The sequence below is a fragment of the Streptomyces antarcticus genome (genome assembly GCF_026627255.1).
GTDB classification, from domain to species: Bacteria; Actinomycetota; Actinomycetes; order Streptomycetales; family Streptomycetaceae; genus Streptomyces; species Streptomyces antarcticus.
Map to the genome: position 1 here is coordinate 106,392 of NZ_JAPNLM010000019.1, position 25,322 is coordinate 131,713.

Sequence of the window (25,322 nt, forward strand, 5' to 3'; positions counted from 1 at the left end):
GCCCCGGGCCCGCACGAGTACCGCCCCCACACCCCCGCCCGGCCTCAGCGCCCCCGCCCCGGCGCCGCTACCCCGCCCGGCGCCGCCCAGCCCCCCGCCCCCGAAGCCCCCTCAGAAGCTAAGCGAGCGGGCGTAGTTGACCTGGTGCATGACCCACGCGTACGCGTGCGCGTTCGACGCCGGGATCATCGTGGAGTGGTGGCGGCCGCCGCTGGTGACCGTGACCTGGATGTAGCCCGTCGTGACCTTCTCCTTCATCAGGAGGAACAGCAGGCCCAGCAGGCAGAACACCGCGAAGACGACCGCCAGCACGATGGCGTGGGTCGGGATCTTCTCCTCGGTGCGCGAGAAGTCCGCCGCGTTCCACATCGAGCCCTGAAGCGGCATCGAACCAGACGGGGTGATGATCTGGTCGCCGACGACGCTGATGTCGCCGAGGGCCAGCATCGCGCCCCCGCCGCCACCCGTACCCGGACCGTACGCCGGCACGGGGAAGCCCGCGCCACCGATGGTCGGCTGGTAGGCGGCGGCTGCGGGATAGGGCTGCGGGTAGCCGTAACTGGCCTCGCCCGGACCCCATCTGTAGTCGCCCTGGCCGGAGGGGCCGGGCTGGCCGCCCTGACTCGGGTCGCTCGCGTAGGGGTTCGGCTGCTGCTCGCTCATACAGCCGATCCTTCCACAGGCCCGCTCGCCCCCGTACCCCACGTGCTCGGACCGGGACCAATCCCGTACACGAAAGCCCCGCGCCCCGGACGGCGGTCCGGGGCGCGGGGCTTCGTACGACTACTACTACGGACTACGACTACTACTACGACTACTACGGCTACGGACTCAGGTCAGAAGCGGCGCGTGATCAGGGCGCGCTTGACTTCCTGGATCGCCTTCGTGACCTCGATGCCGCGGGGGCACGCGTCGGTGCAGTTGAAGGTCGTGCGGCAGCGCCACACGCCGTCCTTGTCGTTCAGGATCTCCAGCCGCTGCTCGCCGGCCTCGTCGCGCGAGTCGAAGATGAAGCGGTGCGCGTTGACGATCGCCGCCGGGCCGAAGTACTGGCCGTCGTTCCAGAACACCGGGCACGAGGACGTGCACGCGGCGCACAGGATGCACTTGGTGGTGTCGTCGAAGCGCTCGCGGTCCTCGGCGGACTGCAGGCGCTCGCGCGTCGGCTCGTTGCCCTTGGTGACGAGGAAGGGCATCACGTCGCGGTAGGCCTGGAAGAACGGCTCCATGTCGACGATGAGGTCCTTCATCACCGTGAGGCCCTTGATGGCCTCGACGGTGATGGGCTTCTCCGGGTTGATGTCCTTGATCAGCGTCTTGCAGGCGAGCCTGTTCTTGCCGTTGATCCGCATCGCGTCGGAGCCGCAGATGCCGTGCGCGCACGAGCGGCGGAAGGTCAGCGTGCCGTCGAGGTCCCACTTGATCTTGTGGAGACCGTCGAGCACGCGCTCCTTCGGGTCGATCTCGACCTGGAAGTCCTGCCAGGTCGACTCTTCCGAGATCTCCGGGTTGAAGCGGCGGATCCGGAAGGTGACCGTGATGAAGGGCGAGGCGGCCGCCGCGGCTTCCATCTGGTCCGTCTTGGACAGGGTCGGGGTGGCCATCAGTACTTACGCTCCATCGGCTGGTAGCGGGTGACGACGACGGGCTTGTAGTCCAGCCGGACGGAGTCCCTGCCGTCGGCGTCCACCTCGCGGTACGCCATGGTGTGGCGCATGAAGTTGACGTCGTCGCGGTTCGGGTAGTCCTCGCGGTAGTGACCGCCGCGGGACTCCTTGCGCGCCAGCGCGGACACGGCCATGACCTCGGCCAGGTCGAGCAGGTTGCCCAGCTCGATGGCCTCCAGCAGGTCCGTGTTGAAGCGCTTGCCCTTGTCCTGGACGGACACGTTGCGGTAGCGCTCGCGCAGCTCCGCGATCTTGTCGACCGCGGTCTTGATGGTCTGCTCCGTACGGAACACCATCACGCACGCGTCCATCGTCTCCTGGAGCTCCAGACGCAGGTCGGCGACCCGCTCGCGGCCCGTGGAGTTGCGCAGCTGCTCGACGAGGTCGATGACCTGCTGCGCCGGGTTCTCCGGCAGCTCGACGAAGTCGTGCGCGTGGGCGTAGGCCGCGGCTGCGATGCCCGAGCGCTTGCCGAAGACGTTGATGTCCAGCAGCGAGTTGGTGCCCAGGCGGTTCGCGCCGTGCACCGACACGCACGCGACCTCGCCGGCCGCGTACAGGCCCGGGACGACGGTGGTGTTGTCGCGCAGGACCTCACCCTCGACGTTGGTCGGGATGCCGCCCATGGCGTAGTGCGCGGTGGGCTGGATCGGGATCGGGTCCGTGTACGGCTCGATGCCGAGGTACGTACGGGCGAACTCGGTGATGTCCGGGAGCTTGGCGTCGAGCTGCTCCGGCGGCAGGTGCGTCAGGTCCAGGTACACGTGGTCCCCGGCCGGACCGCAGCCGCGGCCCTCGCGGATCTCGGTGTAGATGGAGCGCGAGACGACGTCACGGGACGCGAGGTCCTTCATGACCGGCGCGTACTTCTCCATGAAGCGCTCGCCGTCCTTGTTGCGGAGGATGCCGCCCTCTCCGCGGGCACCCTCCGTCAGCAGGATGCCCATGCGCCAGATGCCCGTCGGGTGGAACTGGAAGAACTCCATGTCCTCCAGCGGCAGGCCGCGCCGGTAGCAGGCCGCCTGGCCGTCGCCGGTGAGGGTGTGCGCGTTGGAGGTCACCTTGAAGAACTTGCCGGTGCCGCCGGAGGCGTAGATGACGGACTTCGCCTGGAACACGTGGATCTCGCCGGTGGCGAGCTCGTACGCGACCACGCCGGCCGACTTCGTGACGCCGTCCTCCTCGACCAGGAGCTGGTCCAGGACGTAGAACTCGTTGAAGAACTCCACGCCCTCCTTGACGCAGTTCTGGTACAGCGTCTGGAGGATCATGTGGCCGGTGCGGTCCGCGGCGTAGCAGGACCGGCGGACCGGGGCCTCGCCGTGGTTGCGCGAGTGGCCGCCGAAGCGGCGCTGGTCGATGGTGCCGTCCGGGGTGCGGTTGAACGGCAGGCCCATCTTCTCCAGGTCGAGGACGGCGTCGATGGCCTCCTTCGCCAGGATCTCGGCGGCGTCCTGGTCGACCAGGTAGTCACCGCCCTTGACCGTGTCGAAGGTGTGCCACTCCCAGTTGTCCTCTTCCACGTTGGCCAGCGCGGCGGCCATGCCGCCCTGCGCGGCGCCCGTGTGGGAGCGGGTGGGATAGAGCTTCGTCAGCACGGCGGTGCGGCTGCGCTTCGTCGACTCGATGGCGGCGCGCATGCCCGCGCCGCCAGCTCCGACGATGACGGTGTCGTACTTGTGGATCTTCATTGGTTACGCCTCAGCCCCGTTGCCTAGCGGATGTTCGGGTCGAAGGTGAAGATCACCAGCGTGCCCAGAAGGATGGTGAACACCGTGGCGGTGTAGAGCAGGCCCTTCAGCCACAGCCGCGTGTTGGCGCGCTCCGCGTAGTCGTTGATGACCGTACGCAGACCGTTGCCGCCGTGCAGCATGGCCAGCCACAGCATCAGCAGGTCCCAGACCTGCCAGAACGGGGACGCCCAGCGGCCGGCCACGAAGGCGAAGCCGATCTTGGAGACGCCGCCGTCCAGCACCAGCTGGATCAGGAGGTGGCCGATCACGAGCACGACCAGGACGATGCCCGAGAGGCGCATGAAGAGCCATGCCACCATCTCGAAGTTGCCGCGGGTCGAGCGCGGGGTCTTGCCGGTCCGCTTGCGCGGGGCCTCGATGTACGGGGCCGGGTTGTCGACGTCGTAGAGGGACACGCCCTCGACGTCGCCGACGACCTTGGGGGAAGAAGTGTCAGAAGACATGCGTGTCACTTCCCGAACAGTTCAAGGTAGGCGTGGCCGAGTACGGGGTAGAGAGCCCCGACCATCAGCACGATCCAGATGCCCACGACGGTCCAGAGCATCTGCTTCTGGTAGCGCGGGCCCTTGGACCAGAAGTCCACGGCGATGACACGGAGACCGTTGAGCGCGTGGAACAGGATTGCGGCGACGAGGCCGTACTCCAGCAGCGCGACGATCGGCGTCTTGTAGGTAGCCACCACGTCGTCGTACGCCTCAGGGGAGACGCGGACGAGAGCGGTGTCGAGGACGTGTACGAACAGGAAGAAGAAGATGAGGACGCCGGTGACTCGATGAGCCACCCAGGACCACATTCCTTCCCGGCCGCGGTACAACGTTCCAGCCGGCACGGAAAACCCTCCGGAAGCGGGGCGGGGGCCAGCCGGCTTCTTTGTCGGTCGGGCCCGGCCGGGTACGGTCCTCCGGCCCTGGACATCGTAGCGACGCTTTGTCGGTTCCCTTGCGCGGGGGTCATCGGTGTGATCAAACAGGCACGGACGGACTATCCCACAGGGGCAAATGGCCCGAATTCCTCCGCAGTCAGCCCATCGGCCGACGTGAGCCAGCGTGTCAGGTCCAGTAGCCGGGCCTGAGCGACCCTGCGCAGCTCGTCTGCGGAGATCGAGCGCTCCTCGTCCACCTCGTGCCCCGTCCGCCGTCGGATCGCCGCCAGCAGCTGGTCCGCCTGCTCCTCCGGGGGGTGCCCGTCGAGGCAGATCACGAAGGCGTGGCCGAACTTGCGTTCGTACTCGGCGTGGGCCGCGTCGAGGGCCAGCAGGGCGGCGTACGAGGCCCCGTGCTCCAGTTCCACGGAGCTCTCGGCGGCCAGCGCCTCGGTCAGGTCCGCCTGGGAGAGGTCGTACGAGGCCTCGTCGGCGGCGGCGAGCAGCACGCCCGGGTCCGGGTAGGGGCGGTGCACGGCCAGCCGGTGGGCCCAGCGCCGGCTTCCGCAGCAGTGCAGCAGGGCGGCGTGGGCCGCCTCGGGGGAGAGGGCGTTGAACCGCGTCAGTCCGCGGCCGCGAGAGGGTTCGGAGCGTGCCCCGGACCTCTCGCCCGGACTTCGTCCGGAAGATGCCCCCTGGAAGGTGCCCACGGCGGCCTGTGCCGGAAGATGGCTGGACAGCGGGGGCTCCTCGGGGCGTGGCGCGGGTGTACCGCCACGCTAGCGACGTGGGGTCGGGTGTGTCGTACTCCCACGGGGAAATCACCCGGAAGAGAGCCGAAAGGATGACGTGGACGCCTGGTGCGGAGCGTGGGGCAGCCGTTCGAAGGACGCGCGGCCCGGCCGCGTGGAGCCGCGCGGGCGGGACGGGAAGGGGAAGACGACCGAGGCCGCCACCCCCCACAGGAGAGGCCCCGGTCGCCGTCCGTCACGGACTCGTGCGACAAGCCCGTACCCCTGTCAGCGCCCCGAGTGCGTTTTGTGTCACACCTCGCTCCGCGCAGGGTTGGTTGCTGGTTGTACAACTCGTGGACGAAGGTGCGTGAAAGCCGTAACGTGCTGATTTGCGCCAGACGTACAGGACAGTGAACGGGTTGGGGACTTTGCTGGGGGACGACGCGGAGCTGACCGCCGCGGTGCTCGCGGCACAGGACGGCGACGAGAACGCGTTCCGTGCTGTGTACCGCGCCGTGCACCCACGCCTGCTCGGATACGTACGCACGCTCGTCGGGGACGGCGACGCGGAGGACGTGACGTCCGAGGCCTGGCTGCAGATCGCCCGCGACCTCGACTCCTTCACCGGCGACGCCGACCGCTTCCGCGGCTGGGCCGCCCGGATCGCCCGCAACCGGGCCCTGGACCACATCCGCATGCGCGGCCGCCGCCCCGCCATCGGCGGGGACGACACCGAACTCACCGGTTGGGCGGCCGAGTGCGACACCGCGGGCGCGGCCATGGAGTCGCTCTCCACCGGCTCGACCATGGCCCTCATCGCCCAGCTCCCCCAGGACCAGGCGGAGGCCGTCGTCCTGCGCGTCGTGGTCGGCCTCGACGCCAAGACCGCCGCCGAGACCCTCGGCAAGCGGCCCGGAGCCGTACGCACCGCCGCGCACCGGGGCCTGAAGCGGCTGGCTGAGCTGCTGGGCGCGCAAGGCGTGACGGGCGACTTCGGGCCGGACGGGGAAACGGAACCGGAACCGGACTCGGACGGGCGGGCCCGGGTCGGCCATAATGCCGGTGGCCAGGCACGGGACGGCGGGGGCGGGAGGGATCTCGACGCCGTACCCGCACAGCGTGGCCGTGGCGGGGGCCTCGTAGAACAAACCGGTGTGACGCATTCACGTTGGCGGACGCAGAAGGACATGTGATGGCCGACGAGCGCGACAGGTGGCTGGACAGAGCCGCGGCGGACAGACTGCTGCGCGGAGAACCGGCGCAACCTGTGGGACCGGCCGCCGATCCGCACGCCCGAGCACGGGCCGCCCGCCTGCGCGCGGCCCTCGACGCCCTGGCCGAGCCCTCGCCCGCCCGCGGGGAACTGCCCGGCGAGGCCGCGGCGGTCGCCGCCTTCCGCGCGGCGCACGCCACGCGCGGCGCGGCGGCCGCCGCTGGCCGGCCGCCGGCCGCCGCCTCCCGGGAAGCGCTGCTCGACCTCGGCCGCCTCACCCCCGTCGCGGCGCCCCGCTCCCGGCGGCACGTCCGGTTCGGCCTCGCGGCCGCCCTGGCGAGCGTCGCGGTGGGCGGTCTGGCCGCCGCGGCCGGAGCCGGGCTGCTGGACCAGAACCGGTCCGACAGCGCGGGACCCGTACCGGCGATGTCGGTCAGCGCCGACGACGACGCGGCCCCGGACGCCGACGGCGCCCTCCCCACCCTCGTCCCCCAGCCGCGGCCCACCACGCTCCGGGACGGCGCGACCGTCCAGCCCGACCCGGGCGGCGTCACCGCGACGCCGGAAGCGGACGGGCGTACGGAGGCCGGCGCCGCGGCCACCGCCGGAACCGGAACCCCGTTCGGAGGGCTCGCAGCCGGCGGCACCGGCAAGGACCCCGGCAGCGGCACCCAGGACGGTGCCGCCGCGGGCAAGGGCGACGCGGGCGCCGCCGAGGGCAACCGGGACACCTTCGCCGACGCCGGCAGCAAGGAGCGCGACGACGACCGGGCGAAGCGCCGGGCGGCGACCCTCTGCGAGGACTACCGGGCGGGACACCTCGACAAGGACCGCCGCGAGAAGCTTTCGAACCTGGCCCGGGGTCTCTCCCGCATCCCGCGCTACTGCGAGGCGCTGCTCGACGGGGTCACCGACGCCGGCGGCATGCCCGGCGACGCAACCGGCGCACCCAGCCGCTCGGGCGGATCGGGTACGACCGGCGGTTCGGGCGGGAGCGGCGGTCCGGGCGGGGACGGCGGCGGCGACGGCGTCTTCCGGGCCCCGACCCTGACCCCGGCGCTGCCGGGCGGTTCGGGCCTGCGCGACCGTCGCTGATCAGTGTGCTGACCTGCCTGTAACACTTTTCGAACCCGTGACGCAGTACGTATCGAGCCGACTGGTCATCGGCCGCGCATGAGCCGGGGTTCCCCCCGTACCCCTGGGCTCTGCGCAACCGGCGCGGGCGGGGCACGTTCCCCCGGCCCTGCCCGCGCCCTTTACTTCCGACCGCTCGCGCGGCTCGGCGGACGTCACCAGTAGACGACGACCTTGTCGCCGACCTGGACCTGGTCGAACAGGGCCGACAGCTTTCCCTTGTCCCGGACGTTGACGCAGCCGTGCGAGGCGCCGGCGTAGCCGCGGGCCGCGAAGTCGGCCGAGTAGTGCACCGCCTGGCCGCCGCTGAAGAACATCGCGTAGGGCATCGGCGTGTGGTAGATCGTCGACGTCCATTCCTTGGCCTTCCAGCCCACGTTGAACACACCCTCGCGGGTCGGGGTGTTCTCCGAGCCGAAGCGCACGTCCATCGTCGAGACGACCTTGCCGTCGATCATCCAGGCGAGGGTGCGGCTCTCCTTGCTGATGCACATCACCCGGCCCTCCATACAGCGCGCGTCCGGGGCGTCCGGCTCGTTGACGGTCGGCGGGCGCAGCTCGTCGGCGGTGGGCTCCTTGGTGGCGGCCTGGATCTTCTTCCAGGTGGGCTCGTCCACCGACCCGGTCGGGGTCAGACCGTTCTTCGACTGGAAGGACTTGACCGCGGAGGTCGTCTTGGAGCCGTAGAAGCCGGTCGGCGCGACCGACATCAGCTTGAGCTGCTTCAGGCGCGCCTGGAGCTCGCGCACCTGCTCGCTGTCGTCGCCGTTGGCCATGACCTGCCTGACCGTCGGCGACGGCGAGGTGGAGGCGGAGGCGGAGGCGGACGGCGAGGCCGACTTCGAGGCGGAGGGCGAGGCCGACTTCGACGGCTCGCCCGGCTTGTTGTCGGCGGTCGGCGAGGCGTCGGGGGAGGCGCCCGCCGTGGGCGAGGCGGAAACCGACGAAGAGGAGCCCGAGGACTCCGACTTCTGCGGTCCGCAGGCGGTCGCGGCGAGCGCGACGGCGGTGACCACCCCAAGCGTGCGGATTATGACTCTCTGGCGTTGCATTGCATTCCCCCGATTTCTACGTCGTGTAAGTAGGTGATGCCTGGGGCGCGCGGAGAGTTGCACAGAGTCCCGGGATGTTGCGCCATTGTGACCGGGGGCCGCCCGCCGCCGTTCGAAGGCGTGCGGGGCGGGGCGCGCCCAGCGGTGGCCGGGGAAGGTTCTATCAGTCCCGGACCCGGTCGTTCCACGCGAAAACGGCCGACGGCGCGCACCGTGAACGGAATTCCGGTCGAACGGGCCCGCAACCCCGGCGACCTGACGGAGTGGGGCACGATCACCCGATCAGGTGTTCCGGGAGGCGTGCGGGACGTGCACGGGAGGCGTACGGGACGGCCGGTTCCAGTGGGTGAAACAGGGTGGCGTGACAGGTGCAACCCTGTGCGACACTCCTGCACATGCTGGGTGTGACAGATCTTCCGACGTACCTCGCCGGCCTGGTGCTGATGGTGCTGCTGCCGGGGCCGAACTCGCTCTACGTGCTGTCCGTGGCGGCGCGCGGCGGGGTGAAAGAGGGCTACAAGGCCGCCTCCGGGGTGTTCACCGGCGACGCGGTCCTGATGGTGCTGACCGCCGCCGGCGCGGGCGCGCTGCTCCAGGCGAGCCCGCTGCTGTTCGCCGTGGTGAAGTTCCTCGGCGCCGGCTACCTGGCGTGGCTGGCCGTGGGGATGATGCGGACCGCCCGGGCCATGTGGCGCGCGCGCGGGGCCACGCAGGAGGAGTTGCTGACCGGCGCCGAACCGGAGGGCGGCGCCGGGCGGCCCTACCGGCGGGCGCTATTGGTGAGCCTGGTCAACCCGAAGGCCATCCTGTTCCTGCTGTCCTTCTTCGTGCAGTTCGTCGACCCCGGGTACGCCTACCCGGCGCTGTCGTTCCTGCTGCTCGGCACGGTCTCGCAGCTGGTGAGCTTCCTCTACCTGTCCACCCTGATCTTCACCGGGACCCGGCTGTCGGCCGCCTTCCGCCGCCGCAAGCGGCTGTCGGCCTGGGCGACTTCGGCGGCCGGCGTGCTGTTCCTGGGCTTCGCGGCCAAGCTCGCCGTCAGCTGAGCGGGGGGCCCGCGCGCCCCGTACGCCTCAGCCGCGCGAGCCGCCGTACCGCCCGGCGCACCCTCGGGCTGCGCGGCAGGAACGCCAGCCGGGCGGGGACACCGCCGGGCAGCCCCAGCACGGTCAGCCGGCGCCGGGTCACGTACCGCAGGGCTTCGGGGCCGGCCCGCCCGGCGAGGTGGGCCTCGGCCTCCGCCCGGCGGGCCGCCAGGATCCGCGGCTGCATCGTGAACCCGACCGCGGTGAGGAGCCCGGCCAGCTCGGCCCGGACCCGCTCGGGGCCGGGGGGCGTCCAGGCGCGGACCGCGTCCGGGTCCGCCAGGTCGGGGAGCAGGGCGTCGACCAGGGCCAGCGGAACGCGGTTGCTGTTCGCGTACGGGGTCAGGCGGGCCAGCACCGTGTCCGTGCCGGTGCGGGCGACGGGGAGCCCGTACAGGGTGGCGGCGGTCAGCAGGCCCGTGGAGAAGCAGCCGACGACCAGCGCGGGCCGCAGCCGCTGGTAGAGCGTCTCGGCCAGCACCGGGGCGGCGGCCACGATCAGCCGGACCCCGAGCAGCTCGGCCTCCCGCTCGGCTTCGCGGGAGTACGCGGCCGGGGCGCCGGGGTGCGGTTTGAAGACCAGCACGCGGTGGCCGAGGGCGTGCGCGCCGCGGACCATGTCCCCGTGCAGCCGCTCCTCCTCGTCGGGGGTCATCAGGTCCAGCGCGGAGAGGTACTGGCCGAGGAGGAGGACCGGGCGGCCGGCGGGGCCTTCGGGGTCCGCGAGTCCTTCGAGGCCGGCGACTCCTTCGACTCCTTCGAGGCCTTCGAGGTCCGCGCGTTCCGCGAGTTCCGCGAGCACCTTCAGGAGGGGCTCCGCGGGCAGCGGCTCCGACCGTACCCCGAACTCCGTCAGCAGCAGCGGCTCCAGACCCGGCACCAGGTCCGGGTGGAGCACCCGCCGCACCCGCGTCCCGAGCTGGGGTTCGAGCCGGAAGCGGGTGGGTCCGTAGCTCATCAGCCCGTCGGCGTAGACGTCGATGGCCGCGCCGGGGAAGAGCCGGCACAGGGTCTGGGCGGGCGGCACCTGGAGCGACTCCACGACCAGCTCGACCCGCTCGTCGCCAAGGCCCCACAGGCCGCGCAACTGCCGTTCCCACAGCGGGACGTCCTCCGCGCGCGGGGCCCAGGTGCTCGGGTGCTGCGGTGCGATGACGGCGTTCCAGTCGAGCACCTCGTCGAAGCGGGCGCGCAGCACGGCGAAGCCCGGCAGGTCCGCGAGCCCGGGGGTGACCTCGGCGGTCACGGCGTGGTTGCTGGTCAGCAGGACGCGGCGGCCGGCGGGCGGGAAGGCGCCCGCGTCGATGCCGGCCGCGAGGGTGGCGGCGCCGTAGAGGGTCGAGGCCAGGAAGATCTGGGTGGGCATCAGGCGGCCGCTCCCCGCGGGGTGCGGAGGCCGAGCGGGCGACGGCCCAGCGGGCGGTGCGCCCGGCGCACCCGGCGCAGCAGGGTGGAGCGCTCCAGGTCCATCGAGTCCAGGACACGGTCCAGTACGTCCTGCGGCATGCGCCCGAGTGCGGCCGTGCTCATCGTGCGGAGTTTCCTGGCCACGGCCGGTTCGTACCTTTCGATGGATCCGAAATGGTGGGCGATGATTGCGCAATATGTTCGTACGGCTTTCGGCATCAGCCGGTCCGATTCTCGGTCCGTCGCGGTTTCCGCGAGGACTTGATCGAATGCGCGGATGAAATCGAGCTGCCGTTCGTCTCCGATGTGCGTCAGCGAGGTGGAAACCCCGCGACGGTAGAAGATTCCGGGCATTCCGACGGTCGCGAAGGATTCCGCCTCCCGGTGCAGCCGCCAGATCCACGGCCGGTCCTCCGCCGTCCGCAGCCCGTCGGTGAAGCGCAGTACCCCCCGGTCCAGCAGCCGCCGGTGGTACATGCCGGCCCAGGCGTACGGGTAGTCCACCGACGTGGCCCGGTCGGCGGGCAGGATCGCGGTGCGCGGATCGGCGACGATCGACTGGGGTCCGTACGGGACGCGCTGCACGCTCCGGGCCCGACCGGTGCACTGCACGTGGTCGGTGCGGACGAAGTCGCAGCTCAGGTCCTCGATGGCGGCCAGCGTCCGGGCCAGGTGACCGGGGGCCAGCCAGTCGTCCCCGTCCAGGAAGGCGAGGTACTCGCCGCGCGCCGCGTCCAGCCCGGTGTTCCGCGCGGTGGCCAGGCCGCCGTTGCGCCCGTGCCGGAGGAGGACCGCGCCGGGCAGCGTGCGGGCCGCGCGTTCCAGCAGGTCGCCCGTCCCGTCCGTCGAGCAGTCGTCGACGAGGAGGAACTCGAAATCGTCCCGGGCGTTGGCTTCGAGGCTCCTCAGGACATCCGGTGCGTACGTCCGCACGTTGTAGAACGGCACGACAACAGAGAGCTTGGGCACTCACGGGACGGTAGGGGCCCGTCCGGCATTCACCGTGACCCCCGTGCGGATTCCATGTGAACGACGCGGGGCGGGCGCGTAAACCCGCGCGCTTTCGCATGTCGTCGACTGGTTGTTAACCCGCTGTTGTGCGGTCGTTGGGCCGGTCGGCGGCGCCGCGGAATAGTTTCTGCCGCGTGCCAGAAAGCAAGCTGCGCGTCGCCGTGCTCGCCGATTCCGATACGCGATGGAAATGGGGCGCACTCACCGCCCGCCGTCTCGTGCCCGACCACCAGCTCACCGGATACCTGCTGCGCGGCCGCGCCACGCCCACCGACCGCCAGCTCGGCGAGGTGGGGGTCGGCGCCGACCGGCTGACCGAGGTGTCCTGCGCCGAGTTCCTCGACGGACTCGTGCGGGAGCGCTACGACGTGGTCGTCCTCGCGCTCGTCGGCGGCGCCGTCCAGGCCGTCCTGCACGGGGCCCGCGCGCTGTGGCCCGCCCCGGCCGCGCGGCCCGTACTCGTCACGGGCTACGTGGGGGTCGTCTACGAGAAGCTCGCCGACGGGCTGCTCCTGCGGCACGGGGCCGACCTCGTCCTCGCGAACTCCCGCCACGACGCCGAGCGGTTCCGCGCCGTGTACGAGGGGGTCGGCGCGGACGCCGGAGCCGTGACCGAGACGGCCCTGCCGTTCCTGGGCGGGGCGCGGTACGCCCCGCCGGCCGGTGCGGGCGCCGTTGCGGGCGCGGCCGCCGGGGCCGCCGGGTCCGCGCACCGGGTGGTCTTCGCCGTACAGCCCTCCGTGCCCGAGGGCCGCGCGGACCGTGCGTACCTGCTGGAGCGGGCGGCGCGGCACGCACGGCTGCACCCCGGCCGGGAGGTGCTGATCAAGCTCCGCAGCCGGCCCGGGGAGCACACCACGCACCTGGAGGAGCACCCGTACCAGCGACTCGCGCAGCGGCTCCCGGGCGGGCTCCCGCCCAACTGCCGCCTCGTGTACGGGAACATGGGCGAGGTACTGGACACCGCCGACCTGCTGGTCACCGTCTCGTCCACGGCCGCCCTGGAGTCCTTGCACCGGTACGTGCCGACCGCGGTCCTCACCGACCTCGGCATCCGCGAGGCCCTCGGGAACCACCACTTCCTCGGCTCGGGCTGCCTGGCCTCCTGGGACCAGCTGGACGCCGGGCTGCTCCCGCAGGGCGATCCGGAGTGGCTGCGCGCCCAGGGCGTTCGCCCGGCGGGCGGGGACGGCGACGCGAGCACGGCCCCGGACGACAGCGCGGGCGCGGCCCCCGACGACGCCTACGCGGCCGCCCGGGAGCGGGTCGCCGCGCTGGCCGCCGAGGAGCGGCTGCCCGCCCCGGCGCCGTACTACACGCTCACCACCGCCCCCGGGTACCTGCCCGGCATCCTGGCCCGCCACCGCCTGGCCCCCGACGGCACCCCGCTGCCCGGCGCCGTGCGCGGGACCGCGGGGGAGTCCCGGCTGCGCCGCCGCCTGCGCGCCCACCTGCGCGGGGCCGCCCGCGGGGCGTACCGCCACGGCGTCCAGCGGGTGGCCCCGGTGATCCGCCGTCTGGGGGAGCTGTGACCGCGCCGCGGCCCGGGGCGCCGCGGGTGCTGGCCGTCGTACCCGCCCGGGGCGGCTCCAAGGGGGTGCCGGGGAAGAACCTCGCCGAGGTCGCGGGGGTGCCGCTCGTCGCCCGCGCCGTACGGGCCTGCCTGGCCGCGCCGACCGTCACCGACGTGGTGGTCTCCACCGACTCCGCCGGGATCGCCGCGGCCGCCCGCGACGCCGGAGCCGAGCCGGTCACCCGCCCCCGGGCGATCTCCGGCGACACGGCGAGCAGCGAGGCCGCGGTCCTGCACGCGCTGGCCGCCTTCGAGGAGCTGCACGGCGCCACCGTCGACGTGGTCCTCCTGGTCCAGTGCACGAGCCCGTTCCTCACCGCCTCCGACATCGAGTCCGTCGCCGCCGCCGTCGCCTCGGGGGAGGCCGACTCGGCCCTGACCGCGGCCCCGTTCCACGGCTTCCTCTGGCGGGAGCGCCCCGACGGGTCCGCCGCCGGGGTCAACCACGACGAGGCGTACCGCCCCAGGCGCCAGGACCGCGCCCGGGACCTGCTGGAGACCGGCGCCGCCTACGCCATGGACGCCGCGGGCTTCCGCACCGCCGGCCACCGGTTCTTCGGCCGCGTCCTGCCCGTCGCCACCGACCCGGCGCGGGTCCTGGAGGTCGACGACCCGCACGACCTGGCCCGGGCCCGCCTCCTCGCCCCGCTCCTCGACCCCCTGACCCCGCACCCCGAGCTCACCGCACCGCACCCCGAGCTCACCCCGCACCCCGAACTCCCCGCACACCCCGCGCACACCCCGCACCCCGAGCTCACCGCACCTGCCGCACACCCCGTACCCCCCGTACCCACCCGAAGGACGTCGCCCGTCATGACCGCCACCCCCCACGCCGCCGCCCGCCTGCGCACCTTCGGGTCGCGCACCGCCGGCCCCGGCCACCCCGTCTACGTCGTCGGAGAGATCGGCATCAACCACAACGGCGACCTCGGCACCGCCTTCGCCCTGATCGACGCGGCCGCCGAAGCCGGCTGCGACGCCGTGAAGTTCCAGAAGCGCACCCCGGAGATCTGCACCCCGCGCGACCAGTGGGACATCGAGCGCGACACCCCCTGGGGCCGCATGACGTACATCGACTACCGCCACCGCGTCGAGTTCGGCGAGGACGAGTACCGGGCCATCGACACGCACTGCGCCCAGCGTGGCATCGACTGGTTCGCGTCCCCGTGGGACACCGAGGCCGTCGCCTTCCTGGAGAAGTTCGACGTCCCCGCCCACAAGGTGGCCTCCGCCTCCCTCACCGACGACGAGCTGCTGCGCGCCCTGCGCGCCACCGGCCGCACCGTCGTCCTCTCCACCGGCATGTCCACCCCGAAGCAGATCCGCCACGCGGTGGAGGTGCTCGGCAGCGACAACATCCTGCTCTGCCACGCGACGTCGACGTACCCGGCCAAGGCCGAGGAGCTCAACCTGCGGGTGATCAACACCCTCCGGGAGGAGTACCCCAACGTCCCCATCGGCTACTCCGGCCACGAGACGGGCCTGCAGACCACCCTCGCCGCCGTCGCCCTCGGCGCCGCCTTCGTCGAGCGGCACATCACCCTCGACCGCGCGATGTGGGGCTCCGACCAGGCCGCCTCCGTCGAGCCGGGCGGCCTGACCCGCCTGGTGCGCGACATCCGCACCATCGAGACCGCCCTCGGCGACGGCGTCAAGCGGGTCTACGCCTCCGAGCTCGGCCCGATGAAGAAGCTCCGCCGGGTGCAGGGCACGCCGGTGGCCGTCTGACCGTCCGTACGAGTTCCGCCCCCAGTCCGACGCGTACGAGTTCCGCCCCCAGACGAGGAGTACGTGGTGTCCGTGGTGCCCCCTTCCGCCTCCGCCCTGGCGTTCGTCGAGAGCCCGGTCCAACTCCTGAACGTCCTGGAGTGGGCGTACGCCCGGCCCGCCGACCCCACGGGTCCCGGCCCGGCGGGCTCCGGCCCGGCGGCCGCGGCCCCGCTGCTCGGCGGCATCCCGCGCCAGGGCCGCGACGCGGGCGCCCCCGCCCCGCACCCCGCGTCCGTACCGGCGTCCGCGTCCGCGCCCGCCGCCGACCCGCTGCGGATCGTCGTCCTGCCCCCCACCGACCCGATGTCCCGGGGCCAGCTGCGCCGGATGGCCGCCCTGGCACGTGACGAGGGTCACGACGTCCGGTGGCAGGAGGCGCGCGGCGGCCGGCTCGCGCCGCTGAAGGCCCTCGCGGCGCTCGCGGGCGACGTCCGGGCCGCCCGCACCGTCGTCGTCGGCGACCCCTTCTCCCGGTACGTACAGCTGCTGCTGACCCTCGTGCGCGCCGAGCGGCTCGTCGTGGTCGACGACGGAACCGCCACGATGGAGTTCGTCGCCCAGACCGCCCGCGGCGAACGCCTCGTCCGCTGGCACCGGGTCGGCGCCGGGGGGCTGCCCGGCCGGGTCCGCGAGCTGGCGTACGCACCGGTCTCGGCGACCGCCCGGCGCCGGTTCACGCCGTCCGGGACGCGCACCGTGGAGCTGTTCAGCTCGATGCCGGTCACCGTCCACGGCGGCACCACCCTGCGGGTCAACGACTTCGCCTGGACCCGCGCCCGCTTCGGCCCGCCCCGCCTGACCAGGGGAACCGACCTGGTCGGGACCTCGCTCGTGGAGACCGGGGTGGTGGACCCGGCCCGCTACCTCGACGCGGTGCGCGCCCTGACCGCCGAGCACGGCGCGACCCGCTACTTCGCGCACCGCCGGGAGTCCCCCGAGAAGCTGCGCGCGCTGAGCGTGGCGACCGGGCTGGAGATCGTACGGCCGGACCTGCCGCTGGAGCTGATCGCCCGGCGCGGACCGGTGGGGCACACGGTGGTCAGCTTCCCGTCCACGGTCGTCCACACCCTGCCGTACGCCCTGAGCGGTACCGGCGTCACCGTCGCCGTATGCGATGTCGACCCCGCCTGGCTCACCGGATCCGCGTCGCCGCGCGCCCGCGGTTTCCTCGCGGGGGTCACCGACAGCGCCCGTGATGTGCGCAGACTCCCTGCCCAGACGGCCGGGGCGGCCGGATGAGCGCGCGAGTTTACCCCCGGCTGCGTCCGGCCATGCGTCCAGAGGCCGGGTTTCTTTCCCCTAACGGCATGAACTTTTTGTGATCTCCAGCCAGTTGGCCGGTCGGTGCGCCTACCCTTCAACGGGTGAACCAGTTGATGTCCCGCGAATCCCAGCCCGCCCAGCCCGCCGCGTCCGACCGGCCCGAGCTGCCCGGCAAGCTTCCGGACCACCTGCGTGCCGAACTGATCGCCTTCCGCCGGGACTTGCACATGCATCCCGAACTCGGGCACCAGGAATTCCGTACCACGGCCGCGATCAAGGCCCGGCTGGAAAAGGCCGGCCTGCGACCACGGGTGCTGAAGTCCGGCACCGGTCTGATCTGTGACGTGGGCACCTGGGACGGCGTACGGCCCATGCTGGCCCTCCGCGCGGACATCGACGCCCTCCCCATCCCGGACGCCAAGACGCACGTCGCGTACCGCTCGACGGTCCCGGACCGGGCGCACGCCTGCGGCCACGACGTGCACACCGCGGTGGTCCTCGGCGCGGGCCTGGTCCTCGCCGACCTCGACCGTCAGGGCCTGCTGCCCCGCCCGGTGCGGCTGCTCTTCCAGCCCGCGGAGGAGGTGCTCCCCGGCGGGGCCACCGACGCCATCGAGGCCGGGGTCCTGGACGGGGTCGGCAAGATCATCGCCGTGCACTGCGACCCCCGGGTCGACTCGGGCCGCATCGGGCTGCGGTCCGGCGCCATCACCTCGGCCTGCGACCGGCTGGAGGTCAGCCTCTCCGGTCCCGGCGGGCACACCGCCCGGCCGCACCTGACCACCGACCTGGTGACGGCGGCCGCCCGGGTGGCGATCGACCTGCCCGCGGTGCTGTCGCGCCGGATGGACGCCCGCTCGGGCATGGCCGTCACCTGGGGCCGGATCGAGGCGGGCCACGCCTGCAACGTCATTCCGATGCACGCCGAGCTGTCCGGGACCGTGCGCTGCCTGGACCTGGCGGCCTGGCACGAGGCCCCCGACATGATCCACGCGGCGATCGACGAGATCGCGACGATGCACGGGGCCAAGTTCGAGATCAACCAGGTCCGCGGGGTCCCGCCGGTGGTCAACGATCCGGCGGTCACCGAACTGCTCCGCGAGGCGATGGGCGTGCGCTGCGGCGCCGAGTCGGTCGAGGACACCGAGCAGAGCCTGGGCGGGGAGGACTTCTCCTGGTACCTGGAGCACGTCCCGGGCGCCATGGCCCGGCTGGGCGTCCGCACCCCCGGCGACACCGCCAAGAGGGACCTGCACCGGGGCGACTTCGACGTCGACGAGTCCGCCATCGCGGTCGGCGTGGAGTTCTTCACGGCCGCCGCCCTGCTGGACGGCCGGCGCACCGGGCCCGCCGCCCAGTAGGACCGCCCGCCGGCTCCGCCCGCCGGAGCCCGCCCGGCCGGGTCCGGTAAAAGTCCGTACAACATCCGGCGTTCTTCCTGCGGAGCTGTCCAGCCCTTGGTACACAAGGGTTGGACAGCTCCGCAGTCACCAATCGGTCACTGTCCGGTTCGCGACGATCCGATAACGACTCATGAACGGGCCTTTAACTGACATCTACGCGCGTTACGATCGCCGCGAAACCAGCGCCGGTCGTGGCGCTTCGGTCAGGTTTTGAAGGAGCCTTCCCTTGCGCCGGATCACCAGGATCGCCACCGTGGGCCTCGCGTCCGCTGCGCTGGCCCTCTCGGCCACCGCCTGTGGCGGAAAGAACTCGTCGGACGCCTCGTCCTCGTCCTCGTCCTCCGCCTCGGGCGACGCGAAGGCCGCCACCGCCGCCATCGCGTACGACATCGGCGGCCGCGGCGACCAGTCGTTCAACGACGCCGCCTACGCGGGCCTCCAGAAGGCCGAGACGGACCTCAAGATCAAGGGTGCCGAGGCCGAGCCCACCGACGGTGAGGGCGAGGCCGACAAGGTCCAGCGCCTCACCGAGCTTGCCCGCAAGGGCAACAACCCGGTCATCGGTGTCGGTTTCGCCTACGCCCCGGCCATCAAGAAGGTCGCTCCGAAGTTCCCGGAGACCACCTTCGGCATCATCGACGACACCTCGGTGACCGGCCCGAACATCGCCAACCTCGTCTTCAACGAGGAGCAGGGCTCCTACCTGGCCGGCGTCGCCGCCGCCAAGGTGTCCAAGACCGGCACGGTCGGCTTCATCGGCGGTGTCGAGGTTCCGCTGATCAAGAAGTTCGAGGCCGGCTTCACCCAGGGCGTCAAGGACACCAACCCCAACGCCAAGGTGCTCTCCGCCTACCTGACGCAGCCGCCGAACTTCGACGGTTTCGCCAAGCCCGACCTCGGCAAGGCGGCCGCGCAGGGCCAGCTGAGCGCGGGCGGCGCCGACGTGGTCTACGCCGCGGCGGGCCTGGCCGGCTCCGGTGCCATCGAGGCGGCCCACGCGGCCGGCAAGTGGGCGATCGGTGTCGACTCCGACCAGTACAACCAGGCCGGTCTGTCCAAGTACAAGGACAAGATCCTGACCTCGGTCACCAAGGACGTCTCGGACTCCGTCTACAACCTGATCAAGTCGGTCAAGGACGGCAAGCCGGAGAACGGTGAGATCCGCTACGGCCTGGACAAGGACGGCGTGGGCCTCTCCGACTCGAACCCCGAGTACAAGAAGATGGCCGACGTCATCGCCGCGGTGGAGAAGGCCAAGGCCGACATCATCTCCAAGAAGATCACTGTCAAGACCGCGCCGTAAGGCCGAGTCCGACATGTAGTCGTGGTCTCCGGGGTCCGGGGAGCGGTCAGTGCCGCTCCCGGACCCCGAGCCGCGTCTTGTGAACCGTCACCCCGTGATTCGTTGTGGCCACTTGGCCGCACGTTTTCACTTTCGACAGTGCTACGCGCGTAGAGGCATCGTGGACGCGGTACCGTCCTGCTCCCGCCCACCCGCCCGGCCGAGTCCCGCCCTGTCTCCCCCTGCCTCCGCTCCTTCCGCGCCAAGGAGAGTGCGTCATCAACGCGTCCAGCCCGCCCCCCGCCGTGGAACTGCACGGCATCACCAAGCGCTTCCCCGGCGTCGTAGCCAACAAGGACATCGCGATCACCGTCCGCAAGGGCACGGTCCATGCCCTCGTCGGTGAGAACGGCGCCGGCAAGTCGACTCTGATGAAGATCCTCTACGGCATGCAGAAGCCGGACGAGGGGACCATCGCCATCGACGGGGAGCAGGTCTCCTTCACCAGCCCCGGCGACGCCATCGCCCGCGGCATCGGCATGGTGCACCAGCACTTCATGCTGGCCGACAACCTCACCGTCCTGGAGAACGTGGTTCTCGGCGGCGAGAAGCTGTACGGCATCGGCGCCAAGGCCCGTAAGAAGATCAGGGAGATCTCGGACGCGTACGGCCTCGGCGTGCGCCCCGACGCCCTCGTCGAGGACCTCGGTGTCGCCGACCGCCAGCGCGTGGAGATCCTCAAGGTCCTCTACCGCGGCGCCAGGATCCTCATCCTCGACGAGCCGACCGCGGTGCTCGTGCCGCAGGAGGTGGACGCCCTCTTCGACAACCTGCGCGAGCTCAAGTCCGAGGGCCTCACCGTCATCTTCATCTCGCACAAGCTGGGCGAGGTCCTGAAGGTCGCCGACGACATCACCGTCATCCGCCGCGGCACCACGGTCGGCACCGCCGACCCGCGCAACACCACGCCCAAGCAGCTCGCGGAGCTGATGGTCGGCGCGGAGCTGCCCTCGCCGGAGACCCGCGAGTCGACGGTGACGGACATCCCGATGCTGACGGTGGCGGGCCTGACCGTCGCCCAGGGAGGCCTCGCGCCCGTCGCCACCGAGGACACCGCGCGGACGCCGGAGTCGTCGGACACCTTCGTGCACGAGCCGGCGGCGGGCGGCCGCCTGCTGCTGGACGACGTCAACTTCACGATCCACAAGGGCGAGATCCTCGGCATCGCGGGCGTCGAGGGCAACGGCCAGACCGAACTGATCGAAGCCCTGATGGGCATGAGCTCGGCCGACGCGGGCGTGATCACGCTGGACGGCGCCGACATCACGAAGTCGCCGGTCCGCAAGCGCCGCGAGGGCGGCATCGGGTACATCCCCGAGGACCGCCACCGCCACGGCCTGCTGCTGGAATCCCCGCTGTGGGAGAACCGCATCCTCGGCCACGTCACCGAGGCGCCCAACTCCAAGCGCGGCGTCCTCGACCTGAAGGCGGCCCGCAAGGACACCGAGCGGATCGTGCGCGAGTACGACGTCCGCACGCCCGGCATCGAGGTCACCGCGGCCTCGCTCTCCGGCGGCAACCAGCAGAAGCTGATCGTCGGCCGCGAAATGAGCCACAACCCGAAGTTCCTCATCGCCGCCCACCCCACCCGTGGTGTGGACGTCGGCGCGCAGGCCCAGATCTGGGACGCGATCCGCGAGGCCCGCCGCGAGGGCCTGGCCGTGCTCCTGATCTCCGCCGACCTGGACGAGCTGATCGGCCTGTCCGACACCCTGCGCGTGATCTACCGCGGCCGCCTGGTGGCGGACGCCGACCCCGCGACCGTCACCCCGGAAGAGCTCGGCACCGCGATGACGGGCGCCGCCTCCGGGCACCTGGAAGCCACCGACAACCGCTCCGCCGGTACCGACGCTGGTGCCGATTCCCCGGAGGACGAGGCCCGATGAAGAAATTCGACAAGGACCGGCTGCTCCTCGCCTTCGCCGGGCCCGCGCTCGCGCTGGTCACCGCGTTCGTGCTGACCATGATCGTGCTGGCGGCGACGGGCGTGGACCCGATCGACCCGCTGCGGATCATGGTGGAGAACGCGGGCTACGAGGACGTACAGGTCCTCATCGTGAACCAGGCCGGTACGTACTACCTGGCAGCCCTGGCCGTGGCCATCGGCTTCCGCATGAACCTCTTCAACATCGGCGTCGACGGCCAGTACCGCCTCGCGGCGATGGTGTCCGCGGTGGTCGGCACGGCCGTCACCCTGCCGGGCCCGCTGCACATCCTGCTGATCGTCCTCGTCGCGATGATGGTCGGCGCCTTCTGGTCCGGCATCGCCGGCGTCCTGAAGGCCAAGCGGGGCGTCAGCGAGGTCGTCTCCACGATCATGCTGAACGCCATCGCCACCAGCCTGATCGCCTACCTGATCCTCCCGAAGAACCTCGGTGTCCAGCCGGAGGGTTCCAACGACCTGAACACCGGCGAGATCGCCCAGTCGGGCTGGTTCCCGGCGGTCGACCTCGGTGACGGCCTGGAGATCTACGGCTTCACCTTCGTGGCCTTCGCCCTCGGCATCGTCTACTGGTTCGTCCTCAACCGGACCCGCTTCGGCTTCGACCTGCGCGCCACCGGCGCCAGCGAGTCCGCGGCCCAGGCCTCCGGTGTGGACGCCAAGAAGATGATCATCACTTCGATGCTCATCTCCGGCGCCGTCGCCGGCCTCGCGGGCATGCCCGTGCTGCTGGGCGAGAGCCACACGTACAGCCTGTCCTTCCCGGTCGGCATCGGCTTCACGGGCATCACCATCGCCCTGCTCGGCCGCAACAGCCCGGTCGGCATCTTCTTCGCGGCACTGCTCATGGCCTTCATCGACAAGGCCTCGGCCTCGCTCGACACGGCCGGGTACGCCAAGGAGATCGGCACGATCATGAAGGGTCTGATCGTGATCGCGGTCGTCGTCTCCTATGAGCTCGTAGGCCGCTACGGCATCCGCCGCCAGCAGCAGAAGGTCGGCGAGGAACTCGCCGCCGGCGGCGCCATCAAGACCGACAAGGAGGTCGCGGCGTGAGCACCAGCACCGTCTCCGCGGCGAGCGCGGCCCCGAAGAAGTCGGACGGCCGCCGAAAGCTCACCCTGCCCTGGATCCTGCTGATCATCGCGGGCGGCCTCGCGCTGGTCTCGCTGGTCCGCGTGATCAGCGGGGCCGACGACCTGACGTCCGTCGGCCAGGTCTCCGGCGCCCTCCAGCTCGCCGTGCCGATCGGCCTCGCCGGCCTCGGCGGCCTGTGGGCCGAGCGCGCGGGCGTCGTCAACATCGGCCTCGAGGGCATGCTCATCCTCGGCACCTGGTTCGGTGCCTGGGCCGGCTACCAGTGGGGTCCGTGGACCGGCGTCCTCGTCGGCATCCTCGGCGGCGCCCTCGGCGGCCTGCTGCACGCGATCATCACGGTCACGTTCAACGTCAACCACATCGTCTCCGGTGTGGCCATCAACATCCTGGCGCTGGGCTTCACCCAGTACCTGTCGAACTTCACGTTCGCCGAGGCCGAGGGCGGCTCCTCCAAGCAGTCCCCGCGCATCGAGGACATCCCACGGATCAACCTCGGCGGGCTCTCGGACGCGCTGGCGGACCTCCAGGGCAAACACTGGTTCTTCGTCTCGGACCTCGCGGGCGTCATCGGCGGTGTGGTCACCAACCTCTCGCCGCTGACCCTCATCGCCCTCCTGCTGATCCCCGGCACCTGGTGGGTGCTGTGGCGCACCGCCTTCGGCCTGCGCCTGCGCTCCTGCGGCGAGAACCCGATCGCGGCGGAGTCCCTCGGCGTCAACGTCTACAAGTACAAGTACATCGCCGTGATCGTCTCGGGCGGGCTGGCCGGCTTCGGCGGCGCCTTCCTCGCGATCACCACCGGCATCTACCAGGAGGGCCAGACCGGCGGCCGCGGCTACATCGGTCTCGCCGCGATGATCTTCGGTAACTGGATGCCCGGCGGCACGGCGCTCGGCGCGGGCCTCTTCGGCTTCATCGACAGCCTCAAGCTGCGCGGCGGCGCCGAGAACGTCCACGCGATGCTGCTGCTGATCGCGATCCTGCTGGTCCTGGTCACCGCCTGGCAGCTGTACAAGAAGAAGTACGTCCAGGCCGGCATCTCGGCGCTCTTCGCCGTCCTGCTGTTCGTCTGGTACGCGCTCACCGACTCGGTGCCCAGCCAGTTCGTGGACGCGGCCCCGTACGTCACCACCCTGCTGGTCCTCGCGCTCTCCGCGCAGCGGCTGCGGATGCCGAAGGCGGACGGCATGCCGTACCGCAAGGGCCAGGGCAAGTGACGAGCCCGCCGCCGGCTCCGGCCGTCGACTGGGAGGCCCTGCGCGTCGCGGCCCGGGACGCCATGTCCCGCGCGTACGCGCCGTACTCGGGCTTCCCGGTCGGGGTCGCCGCCCGCGTCGACGACGGCCGGGTCGTGACCGGCTGCAACGTCGAGAACGCGAGCTACGGACTCGGCCTGTGCGCCGAGTGCGGACTGGTGTCCTCGCTCCACGCGACCGGCGGCGGCCGGCTCACGCACTTCACGTGCGTGGACGGCAAGGGCGGGATCCTCGTCCCCTGCGGTCGCTGCCGGCAGCTCCTGTTCGAGTTCGGCGGCCCGGAGCTGCTGGTGGAGACCCCCGACGGGATCCTTCCGCTGGCCGCGATGCTGCCCCAGGCCTTCGGGCCCGACCACCTGAGATAGCCGTGCCGACGGCCCTCCGCCCCCCTCCCGGGCGGAGGGCCGTCGTCTTCCTCTCCTCCCCCTCCGTACAGCCCCCTCTCTATGCGCGTAGAAGGAAGTCACCTCATGGACGTCATCTCCGTCATCCGGACCAAGCGGGACCGCGGTGAGCTGAGCCCCGAGCAGATCGACTGGGTCATCGACGCGTACACGCGCGGTGTCGTCGCCGACGAGCAGATGTCGGCGCTGGCGATGGCCATCCTGCTGAACGGGATGAACCGCACCGAGATCGCCCGCTGGACCGCCGCGATGATCGCCTCCGGCGAGCGCATGAACTTCGACTCCCTCTCGCGGCCGACCGCCGACAAGCACTCCACCGGCGGCGTCGGCGACAAGATCACCCTCCCGCTGGCCCCGCTCGTCGCCGCCTGTGGCGCGGCCGTGCCGCAGCTCTCCGGCCGCGGCCTGGGCCACACCGGCGGCACGCTCGACAAGCTGGAGTCCATTCCGGGCTGGCGCGCGCTGCTCTCCAACGAGGAGATGCTGCACGTCCTGGACACCACCGGCGCGGTCATCTGCGCGGCGGGCGACGGCCTGGCCCCCGCCGACAAGAAGCTCTACGCCCTGCGCGACGTCACCGGCACCGTCGAGGCCATCCCGCTGATCGCCTCCTCGATCATGTCGAAGAAGATCGCCGAGGGCACGGGCTCCCTCGTCCTCGACGTGAAGGTCGGCTCCGGCGCCTTCATGAAGAACATCGAGGACGCGCGCGAGCTCGCCTCGACCATGGTCGCCCTCGGCACCGACAGCGGCGTCAAGACGATCGCCCTGCTCACCGACATGTCCACCCCGCTCGGCCTCACCGCCGGAAACGCGCTGGAGATCCGCGAGTCCGTCGAGGTCCTGGCCGGCGGCGGCCCCTCCGACGTCGTCGAGCTGACCCTGGCCCTGGCCCGCGAGATGCTGGCCGCGGCGGGCATCAAGGACGCCGACCCGGAGAAGGCACTGGCCGACGGCTCCGCGATGGACGTGTGGCGCCGGATGATCGCGGCCCAGGGCGGCGACCCGGACGCGGCCCTGCCGGTCGCCCGCGAGCAGCACATCGTCACCGCCCCGTCCTCGGGCGTCCTGACCCGCCTCGACGCGTACGGCGTCGGCGTCGGCGCCTGGCGCCTCGGCGCGGGCCGCGCGCGCAAGGAGGACCCGGTGCAGGCGGGCGCGGGCATCGAGCTGCACGCCAAGCCGGGCGACACCGTCACGGCCGGCCAGCCGCTGATGACGTTGCACACGGACACCCCCGAGAAGTTCGAGTACGCCCTCTCCGCGCTGGACGGCTCCTTCGACGTGGCCCCGGCGGGCACGTCCTTCTCCGCCACGCCGATCGTGCTGGACCGCATCGCCTGACCCGTACT

General features: G+C 71.7%; 22 protein-coding genes and 1 pseudogene. 14 read left to right on the forward strand and 9 right to left on the reverse strand.

The window, feature by feature from the left end:
* Nucleotides 1–111 precede the first annotated feature (111 nt).
* From OTB16_RS26235 to OTB16_RS26260, 6 genes are all read right to left on the reverse strand, one after another.
* On the reverse strand, nucleotides 112–663 hold the full coding sequence (locus OTB16_RS26235; protein ID WP_267723221.1) for a hypothetical protein: 552 nt from the start codon (nucleotides 661–663) through the stop codon (nucleotides 112–114).
* Nucleotides 664–836: 173 nt separating this feature from the next.
* Entirely contained in the window at nucleotides 837–1,604 is a 768-nt protein-coding gene (locus tag OTB16_RS26240) for a succinate dehydrogenase iron-sulfur subunit (RefSeq protein ID WP_267723222.1), read from the reverse strand.
* A complete protein-coding gene (gene sdhA, locus OTB16_RS26245; protein ID WP_267723223.1) occupies nucleotides 1,604–3,358 on the reverse strand; it encodes a succinate dehydrogenase flavoprotein subunit in 1,755 nt (584 codons plus the stop codon). Before sdhA ends, OTB16_RS26240 begins: the two co-directional genes overlap by 1 nt.
* A gap of 23 nt (nucleotides 3,359–3,381) precedes the next feature.
* Entirely contained in the window at nucleotides 3,382–3,864 is a 483-nt protein-coding gene (locus OTB16_RS26250) for a succinate dehydrogenase hydrophobic membrane anchor subunit (RefSeq protein ID WP_267723224.1), read from the reverse strand.
* A gap of 5 nt (nucleotides 3,865–3,869) precedes the next feature.
* A complete protein-coding gene (sdhC, locus tag OTB16_RS26255) occupies nucleotides 3,870–4,250 on the reverse strand; it encodes a succinate dehydrogenase, cytochrome b556 subunit (protein ID WP_078892868.1) in 381 nt (126 codons plus the stop codon).
* 152 nt (nucleotides 4,251–4,402) lie between these two features.
* Nucleotides 4,403–4,993, reverse strand: a complete 591-nt coding sequence (locus OTB16_RS26260) for a 2-oxo-4-hydroxy-4-carboxy-5-ureidoimidazoline decarboxylase (RefSeq protein WP_420717799.1) — start codon at nucleotides 4,991–4,993, stop codon at nucleotides 4,403–4,405.
* A gap of 452 nt (nucleotides 4,994–5,445) precedes the next feature.
* On the opposite strand from OTB16_RS26260, the gene OTB16_RS26265 reads away from it, so the two are divergent.
* Nucleotides 5,446–6,210, forward strand: a complete 765-nt coding sequence (locus OTB16_RS26265) for an RNA polymerase sigma factor (RefSeq protein WP_267723273.1) — start codon at nucleotides 5,446–5,448, stop codon at nucleotides 6,208–6,210.
* Nucleotides 6,210–7,325: a hypothetical protein gene (locus OTB16_RS26270; RefSeq protein WP_267723225.1), complete on the forward strand. Its 1,116-nt coding sequence runs from the start codon at nucleotides 6,210–6,212 to the stop codon at nucleotides 7,323–7,325. The genes OTB16_RS26265 and OTB16_RS26270 overlap by 1 nt, the downstream gene beginning before the upstream one ends.
* 194 nt (nucleotides 7,326–7,519) lie before the next feature.
* On the opposite strand, the gene OTB16_RS26275 is transcribed toward OTB16_RS26270, so the two are convergent.
* Complete coding sequence (locus OTB16_RS26275; protein WP_267723226.1) at nucleotides 7,520–8,380, reverse strand: L,D-transpeptidase family protein; 861 nt, start codon at nucleotides 8,378–8,380, stop codon at nucleotides 7,520–7,522.
* A gap of 431 nt (nucleotides 8,381–8,811) precedes the next feature.
* On the opposite strand from OTB16_RS26275, the gene leuE reads away from it, so the two are divergent.
* Nucleotides 8,812–9,462: a leucine efflux protein LeuE gene (gene leuE, locus OTB16_RS26280; protein ID WP_267723227.1), complete on the forward strand. Its 651-nt coding sequence runs from the start codon at nucleotides 8,812–8,814 to the stop codon at nucleotides 9,460–9,462.
* On the opposite strand, the gene OTB16_RS26285 is transcribed toward leuE, so the two are convergent.
* On the reverse strand, nucleotides 9,455–10,867 hold the full coding sequence (locus OTB16_RS26285) for a polysialyltransferase family glycosyltransferase (RefSeq protein WP_267723228.1): 1,413 nt from the start codon (nucleotides 10,865–10,867) through the stop codon (nucleotides 9,455–9,457). The two genes, leuE and OTB16_RS26285, sit on opposite strands and share 8 nt — an antisense overlap.
* Nucleotides 10,867–11,877, reverse strand: a complete 1,011-nt coding sequence (locus OTB16_RS26290; RefSeq protein WP_267723229.1) for a glycosyltransferase family 2 protein — start codon at nucleotides 11,875–11,877, stop codon at nucleotides 10,867–10,869. Before OTB16_RS26290 ends, OTB16_RS26285 begins: the two co-directional genes overlap by 1 nt.
* 176 nt (nucleotides 11,878–12,053) lie before the next feature.
* Between OTB16_RS26290 and OTB16_RS26295 the strand changes: the two genes are divergently transcribed.
* The 11 genes and pseudogenes from OTB16_RS26295 to OTB16_RS26345 all read left to right on the forward strand — a co-directional run bounded on the left by OTB16_RS26295 (nucleotide 12,054) and on the right by OTB16_RS26345 (nucleotide 25,314).
* Nucleotides 12,054–13,451: a DUF6716 putative glycosyltransferase gene (locus OTB16_RS26295; RefSeq protein ID WP_420717800.1), complete on the forward strand. Its 1,398-nt coding sequence runs from the start codon at nucleotides 12,054–12,056 to the stop codon at nucleotides 13,449–13,451.
* Nucleotides 13,452–13,477: 26 nt separating this feature from the next.
* Nucleotides 13,478–13,852 (forward strand): annotated as a pseudogene (locus OTB16_RS26300) (acylneuraminate cytidylyltransferase family protein); the annotation flags it as partial.
* 453 nt (nucleotides 13,853–14,305) lie between these two features.
* Nucleotides 14,306–15,220 (forward strand): N-acetylneuraminate synthase family protein, encoded by a 915-nt coding sequence (locus tag OTB16_RS26305; RefSeq protein ID WP_267723275.1) that lies wholly within the window; start codon nucleotides 14,306–14,308, stop codon nucleotides 15,218–15,220.
* 72 nt (nucleotides 15,221–15,292) lie between these two features.
* The gene (locus OTB16_RS26310; protein WP_420717801.1) at nucleotides 15,293–16,501 is read left to right on the forward strand and encodes a hypothetical protein; all 1,209 of its coding nucleotides are present in this window, start codon (nucleotides 15,293–15,295) and stop codon (nucleotides 16,499–16,501) included.
* 137 nt (nucleotides 16,502–16,638) lie between these two features.
* Nucleotides 16,639–17,886, forward strand: coding sequence for an amidohydrolase (locus OTB16_RS26315; RefSeq protein ID WP_267723276.1), 1,248 nt, complete (start codon nucleotides 16,639–16,641; stop codon nucleotides 17,884–17,886).
* A gap of 268 nt (nucleotides 17,887–18,154) precedes the next feature.
* Entirely contained in the window at nucleotides 18,155–19,231 is a 1,077-nt protein-coding gene (locus tag OTB16_RS26320; RefSeq protein ID WP_267723231.1) for a BMP family lipoprotein, read from the forward strand.
* Nucleotides 19,232–19,452: 221 nt separating this feature from the next.
* Nucleotides 19,453–21,156, forward strand: coding sequence for an ABC transporter ATP-binding protein (locus OTB16_RS26325; RefSeq protein ID WP_420717802.1), 1,704 nt, complete (start codon nucleotides 19,453–19,455; stop codon nucleotides 21,154–21,156).
* Nucleotides 21,153–22,268: an ABC transporter permease gene (locus OTB16_RS26330; protein ID WP_267723233.1), complete on the forward strand. Its 1,116-nt coding sequence runs from the start codon at nucleotides 21,153–21,155 to the stop codon at nucleotides 22,266–22,268. The genes OTB16_RS26325 and OTB16_RS26330 overlap by 4 nt, the downstream gene beginning before the upstream one ends.
* Entirely contained in the window at nucleotides 22,265–23,527 is a 1,263-nt protein-coding gene (locus tag OTB16_RS26335; RefSeq protein ID WP_267723234.1) for an ABC transporter permease, read from the forward strand. Before OTB16_RS26330 ends, OTB16_RS26335 begins: the two co-directional genes overlap by 4 nt.
* Entirely contained in the window at nucleotides 23,524–23,931 is a 408-nt protein-coding gene (locus tag OTB16_RS26340) for a cytidine deaminase (protein WP_267723235.1), read from the forward strand. Before OTB16_RS26335 ends, OTB16_RS26340 begins: the two co-directional genes overlap by 4 nt.
* A gap of 105 nt (nucleotides 23,932–24,036) precedes the next feature.
* Nucleotides 24,037–25,314 (forward strand): thymidine phosphorylase, encoded by a 1,278-nt coding sequence (locus OTB16_RS26345; RefSeq protein WP_267723236.1) that lies wholly within the window; start codon nucleotides 24,037–24,039, stop codon nucleotides 25,312–25,314.
* Nucleotides 25,315–25,322: the final 8 nt, after the last annotated feature.